The organism is Lentzea sp., from assembly GCF_036380075.1.
In the GTDB taxonomy this organism is placed as follows: domain Bacteria; phylum Actinomycetota; class Actinomycetes; order Mycobacteriales; family Pseudonocardiaceae; genus Lentzea.
In genome coordinates this window covers 40,101-46,411 of the sequence record NZ_DASVFL010000001.1, presented here as the reverse complement: position 1 = coordinate 46,411, position 6,311 = coordinate 40,101, and the positions used below count along the sequence as shown (strand labels likewise).

5 protein-coding genes are annotated in these 6,311 nt (G+C 73.8%); 4 read left to right on the top strand and 1 reads right to left on the bottom strand.

Annotated features, from left to right (window positions below):
* Positions 1–55: 55 nt before the first annotated feature.
* Positions 56–910, bottom strand: a complete 855-nt coding sequence (locus VF330_RS00210; RefSeq protein WP_414675306.1) for a dienelactone hydrolase family protein — start codon at positions 908–910, stop codon at positions 56–58.
* 183 nt (positions 911–1,093) lie between these two features.
* Here VF330_RS00210 and VF330_RS00205 point away from each other — a divergent pair, with 183 nt between their 5' ends.
* From VF330_RS00205 to VF330_RS00190, 4 genes are all read left to right on the top strand, one after another.
* Positions 1,094–3,484: a LuxR C-terminal-related transcriptional regulator gene (locus VF330_RS00205; RefSeq protein WP_330849381.1), complete on the top strand. Its 2,391-nt coding sequence runs from the start codon at positions 1,094–1,096 to the stop codon at positions 3,482–3,484.
* Between the two features lie 19 nt (positions 3,485–3,503).
* Positions 3,504–3,917: a thioesterase family protein gene (locus VF330_RS00200; protein ID WP_330849380.1), complete on the top strand. Its 414-nt coding sequence runs from the start codon at positions 3,504–3,506 to the stop codon at positions 3,915–3,917.
* Positions 3,914–5,014 carry a zinc-binding dehydrogenase gene (locus tag VF330_RS00195; protein ID WP_330849379.1) on the top strand — a complete coding sequence of 367 codons (1,101 nt, stop codon included), beginning with the start codon at positions 3,914–3,916 and terminating at the stop codon, positions 5,012–5,014. Before VF330_RS00200 ends, VF330_RS00195 begins: the two co-directional genes overlap by 4 nt.
* Before the next feature lie 170 nt (positions 5,015–5,184).
* Positions 5,185–6,306 carry a S1 family peptidase gene (locus tag VF330_RS00190; protein WP_330849383.1) on the top strand — a complete coding sequence of 374 codons (1,122 nt, stop codon included), beginning with the start codon at positions 5,185–5,187 and terminating at the stop codon, positions 6,304–6,306.
* Positions 6,307–6,311 lie beyond the last annotated feature (5 nt).

Below are 6,311 nucleotides of genomic sequence, written 5' to 3'. Positions count from 1 at the left end.
GGGACGGGTCGCGGCGCCCCCGCCGAGGAAGGCGCCGCGACCCGGGCTCACGGGATCAGGAGTGCGGGCAGGTGTCGCGGTACTCCTCGATCAGCAGGCTGCGGCCCGGCGCCGGGCACAGGAACTGCTCGTAGCGGGTGTCGTTGTCGATGAACCGCTTGAGCCACGAGATGCTGTACTTCGCGATGGTCGTGTTCGGGCTGTTGGGCGCGAAGTGCGTGGCGCTGTTCAGCTCCAGGTACGCCTTGTCCAAAGTGGACGGTAGTGTGGTGTAGAACGGCTCGGAGTGCGTCGCCACGGGGGCGATCGAGTCGTCCTCGGCGCCGACCACCAGGGTCGGGACGCGGACCGACGACCAGTTCTTCGTGGTGTGCCAGCCGGTCAGCGGGATCGCCGCCTGCAGCGACGGGCGCTGGCTCGCCGCGCGCAGGGTTCCGCCGCCGCCCATCGAGTGGCCCATCACGCCGAGGCGGGTGGTGTCGATGCGGGACCGGACGGAGCTCTGCTGGGTGAGGTAGTCGAGGGCCGCGAGGAGCTGGGACGCGCGGCTGTCGGGCTGGTCGTAGATCGTGATGGTGTCGATCGTGAACACGACGAAGCCCTGCGAGGCGATGCGCGGGCCGAGCCACGCGATGCTCGACTGCGTGCCGGTGTAGCCCGGCGAGACCGCCACCGCGCCGAACGTGCCGGACGCGGTGCTGGTCGGGTAGTAGATCGTGCCGCCGCCGAAGCCGCTCACCAGCGACGACACCGAGGTCTCCGACACGGCGAACGGGCCGCGGGTCGCCTCGATGCTCGAGTTCGTCGGGGCCGGTCCGCGTTCGTACGGGTTGGCGGCGGCCTGGGCCTGGGCGGTGGTGCCCAGCAGGGCCAGGGACAGCGCGATCGGGAGGAAGGAACGAAGTCGCACGGCTTTGTACACCTCATTCGGCAGGGAACTCGGGGACACCTGACCCTGCAACCCCGTCGCGGACGTGCGCATCGGTACAACCACCGGTCTCGCCGGAGAACTTCGGAGGCAAAACTAACAGTGGTAGGTGAATTTCGCCGCGACCCCTTCCGCAGGCCGTCGGGGGGCGGCGACACTGGGCCGATGCTGCGTGGCCGCGACAGGCAGCGCGTCGCCGTCGACGCGTTCCTCCGGCGTGCGCGCACCGGGAACGGGTCGGCACTCGTGCTGCGCGGCGAGCCCGGCTCCGGCAAGTCGGCCCTGCTCGAGCACGCCCGGCGCTCCTACGACGCGGTGCTGTGCGTGGACGACGTGCGCGACCTCGACGACGACCTCCGTCAGCTCGCCGCCGACGTCACCGGCACGACGGCCGCGCTGCTCATCGCCACCGAGACCGCGACGTTCGGGCTGCCCGGCGTCGTGCTCGAACCGCTGGACCGCACGGCGAGCCTCCAGGTCCTCGACGACCTGCTGCCCGGCCTGCCGCCCGCGCTCGCCGTCGACCTCGCCGAGCTGGCCTGCGGCAACCCGCTCGCGCTGCGGGAGCTCGCCGGGTCGCTCACCTCCGGCCAGCTCGGCGGCACGGCACCGCCGCCGGACGTGCTGCCCGAGTCCAGCACGTTGCGCGCCCGCCTGCTCGCCCGGTTCGAGTCGCTCTCGCCGAGGGCCCGGCACGTCGCCGCGCTCGCGGCCGTGGACGACGAGCTGACCGCGGAGGCGCTGGTCCGGCTCACCGGCGACCTCGACGCCGTCACGGAGGCGGGCACGCTGCTCGACCCGCGCCGGCTCGTCCGCTCCACCCTGCACACCTCGATCGCGGCGGCCGCGCGGTTCCAGGCGCACGCCGCGCTGGCCGAGCTCCTCCCGCCAGGACCCCGGCGGACCTGGCACAGCGCCATGACCAGTGGCGACGCCGCCGAGCACGCGGACGCGCTCGCCGCCGGCGCCGAGCAGGCCCGCCGCCGCGGCGACTTCGCGACCGCCGCCCGCGACCACGGCCGCGCCGCCCAGCTCACGACCGACCAGGAGGAGAAGGCCCGCCGGCTGCTCAGGGCCGCCGCGGACCACTGGGCCCGCGGCGCGCCGCACCGGTCGCGCGCCGTCCTGCGCACGGCGGTCCGGATGACCGACACGGTCGAGCTCCGCGCTCTGATGGACCTCGTCGCCGGGGGCATCGACCTCGGCGAAAGCCTCCCGGACGTGGCGGCGGACCGGCTCATCCGCGCCGCCAGGGGCCTGGTCGGCACGCAGCGCGGACTGGCGGTGGCGGCGCTGGGGTTCGCGGGCGAGGCGGCGAGCATCGCGGGCGACCCCCGCCGGCACACGGCCGTCGCGGAGCTGGCGCGGTCGATCCGCCGCCCCGACGAGCACCCGGTCACCCGGCTCACGCTCGACCACCTGATCGGCATGTCCGCGACGCTGTCCGGACGCCACGACGAGGCGTTGCCGGCGTTGCGCGCGGTCGTCGAGCTCGCCGCCCGGGTGCCGGGACCGCAGGCGCGGATCTGGGCGAGCCAGGCGGCCTACGTGCTGGGCGACGCGACCCGGTCGTACGAGCTGGCGACCGGCGCGGTCACGGCGGCGCGGGAGAGCGGGTACACCGCGCTCGTGCCGTGGGCGCTGGTCTACCGGGCGCTGTCGGCGTTGCTGCTCGACCAGCACGCGGCGGCGCTGACGGCGGCCACCGAGGGAGTGCACGCCGCCACGGCGGTCGGCCAGCACAACGCCGTCGTCGACCACCTGACGATCCTCGCCCTGCTGGCCGCGCTGCGCGGCGACTCCGAGACGGCCCTGCACCGCATCGACACCGCGACCGAGCACATCACCGAACGCGGGCTCATCCGGCCCGGCACGTTCGGCGCGTGGGCGTTCGCGTGCGTCGACCTGGCGCGCGACCGGCCCGCCGACGCGCTGGACCGGCTGCGCCTGCACCACGGGCACGCCGGCATCAAGGTCATGGCCGCACCGCACCTCGTCGAGGCCGCCGTCGCGTGCGGCAAACCGTCCACGGGGGACAGAGCGCTGCGGCGGTACGAGAAGTGGGCCGGTGCCACGGGAAGCGCGGCGCGGCTCGCGCTCTCGCACCGCTGCCGCGCCCTGCTGGAGGCCGGCACCGCCGACGAGCACTTCGCGGAAGCCATCCGGCTGCACCGCGCCAGCGGCACCGCGCTGGAGCTCGCGAAGACCGAGCTGCTGTACGGCAACCGGCTCCGGCGGGGCCGCAGGCCCAAGGCGGCGCGCGAACACCTGCGCGACGCCGTGCGCATCTTCGAGTCCTACCAGGCCGACCACTGGGTCGAGCGGGCCCGCGCGGAGCTGCGCGCGGCCGGCGACCCCACCGGCGAGCCCAAGGACCACCCCGGTCTGACGCCGCAGCAGGCGCAGATCGCGGCGCTGGTCGCCGAGGGCGCCACGAACCGCGAGATCGCCGCGCGGTTGTTCCTGAGCCACCGCACCGTCGAGCACCACCTGCGCAACATCTTCGCGCGGCTCGGCGTGCGGTCGAGGGTCGAGCTGACCAGGAGGCTCGACTGAGCACAGCAGCGGAGGGTGTGTGCGCGACAGCTACCGGCACTGGCAGCGGATTCCGACCCGGTGGGCGGACAACGACGTCTACGGCCACGTGAACAACGTCGTCCACTACGCGTTCATGGACACGGTGATCAACACGTGGCTGATCGCGTCGGGCCTGGACATCCACGAGGGCGCGGAGATCGGCCTGTGCGTGGAGTCCCACTGCAACTACCGGGCCTCGGTCGCGTTCCCGGACGCGCTCGACGGGGGCCTGCGGATCGGCCACCTCGGGCGGTCCAGCGTGCGCTACGAGGTCGGGTTCTTCCTCGAAGGGAGCGAGGACGTGGTGGCGGAGGGCCACTTCGTGCACGTGTTCGTCGACAGGACGACCCGTAAACCGGTCGAGATCCCCGCGCGCTTGCGCACCGCGATGGAAGGGCTGGTGGTGGCGTGAAGACCCGGGGTGCCGTGCTGACCGCCGTCGGCGGGCCGTTGGAGATCGTCGACCTGGAGCTGGACCCGCCCGGTCCCGGCGAGCTGCTGGTGCGCGTGCACGCCACCGGCCTGTGTCACTCCGACCTGTCCGTGATCGACGGGTCGCGCGTGCGGCCGTTGCCGATGGTGCTCGGGCACGAGGCGGCGGGCGAGGTCGTCGAGGCGGGCCCGGACTCCGAGTTCCGCGCGGGCGACCACGTCGTGCTGTCGTTCGTGCCCGCGTGCGGCGCGTGCCGCCCGTGCTCGTCGGGCCGGCAGGCCCTGTGCGAACCGGGCGCCGCCGCGAACCGCGAGGGCACGCTGCTCGGCGGCGGGCGCCGGTGGACGCTGCCCGACGGCACGCGGCCGCACCACCACCTCGGGGTGTCCGGGTTCGCCGAGTACACCGTGATCTCCGGCCGCTCGGCCACGCTGGTGCCGCCGGACCTGCCGCTCGACGTCGCGGCGCTGTTCGGGTGCGCCGTGCTGACGGGCGCGGGGGCGGCGTTCTACAGCGCCCAGGTCGTGCCGGGGGACAGGGTCGCGGTCTTCGGGCTCGGCGGCGTCGGGCTGTCCGCGGTGCTCGCGGCGATCACGGCGGGCGCCACCCAGGTCGTGGCGGTGGACGTCGTCGAGCACAAGCGGCAGCTCGCCCGCACGCTCGGCGCGACGCACGAGGCCGCCGGCGGACCGGACGTCGTCGCCCACGTCCGCGAGCTGACCGGGGGAGGCGCGGACAAGGTCATCGACACCACCGGGGTCGCCGCCGTGCTCGAACAGGCTTACGCCGCAACGGCTGTCGGCGGCACGACCGTCACGGTCGGACTCCCGCACCCCGACCGCACGGTGACGCTGCCCGCGCTGAACCTGGTCGCCGAGGAACGCACGCTCAAGGGCAGCTACCTCGGCTCGTGCGTGCCGCGCCGGGACGTGCCGCGGTTCATCGACCTCTACCGCGCGGGGAGGCTGCCGGTCGACGGGCTGCTGTCCGGCCGGCTGGAGCTCGACGCCGTCAACGACGGGTTCGCCGCGCTGGCGTCCGGCGAGGCGGTGCGGCAGGTCGTCGTCATGGCGTAGTGCCCGATCGGGCTTGTCCGGGCAGGAACCGGACAGGACAGGTGTGCGGTCGGCTGTTGACGCCGGGCAAAGGTCTGGTCCACGGTGGGAGCGCTCTCATGTTCGCCGCTTCCCGCAACGGGGCGGGAGGCGATCCCTGCACGGACAAGGAGAAGAGCTTGCGCCTCACCATGCCCAGAATCGTGCCCGCGCTGGCGCTCGTGCTGGTCGGGTCCACTTTCGCCGTTCCGGCACAGGCCGCGGCCGAGGAGCTGTCACCGGGGCTGGTCGCCTCGATGACCTCGGCGTTCGGGCTCACCGAAGCCCAGGCGCGCGTGCGCCTGGCGTCCGAAGAGCGCGCGTCGGTGCTCGCACCGCGCGCCGAGACCCAGGCCGGCGCCTCCTACGCCGGCAGCTGGTTCGACGAGAAGACGAACCGCCTGGTCGTCGCCGTCACCGACCGGGCCGCGGCCCGCAAGGTCGAGGCCGCCGGCGCCGACTCGGTGGTCGTCGGCCGGTCGGCGAACTCGCTGAACGCCCACAAGAACCGCCTCGACGCCCTGTCCAAGACCGGCAACGTGCCGGCCGCGGTCGCGAGCTGGAAGACCGACGCCAAGACCGGCACGGTCGTGGTGAACGTCGAGGCCGGCAAGCAGACCGCCGAGGTCGCGGCGTTCCTCGACAAGGCGCGTTCGTTCGGCGCCATCAGCGTGAACACCGAGGCCGTGCAGCAGCCGCAGACGTTCGCGGCGGGCACGGTCGGCGGCGACCCGTTCTACACCGGCAACGTCCGCTGCTCCATCGGCTTCTCGGTGCACGGCGGCTACGTCACGGCCGGCCACTGCGGTGGCGGCGGCGCGGCCGTGTACGGCTGGGACCGCTCGTTCCAGGGCAACTTCGCGGGCTCGTCGTTCCCCGGCAACGACTACGCGTGGATCCGCACCGGCGGCGGCTGGTGGACCGTGCCGGTCGTGCTCGGCTGGGGCACCGTGAGCGACGCGCTCGTCCGCGGCTCGTGGGAGGCGCCGGTCGGCACCTCGGTGTGCCGCTCGGGTTCCACGACGCACTGGCACTGCGGTGTGGTGCAGGGCCGCAACGAGACCGTGAACTACTCGCAGGGCGCCGTCTACGAGATGGTCGGCACCAGCGTGTGCGCGGAGCCGGGCGACTCGGGCGGCTCGTTCATCACCGGTGACCAGGCGCAGGGCGTGACGTCCGGCGGCTACGGCAACTGCTCCAGCGGCGGCCGCACCTGGTTCCAGCCGATCAACGAGATCCTGCGCGTCTACGGGCTCACGCTGCACACCGCGTGACCCGG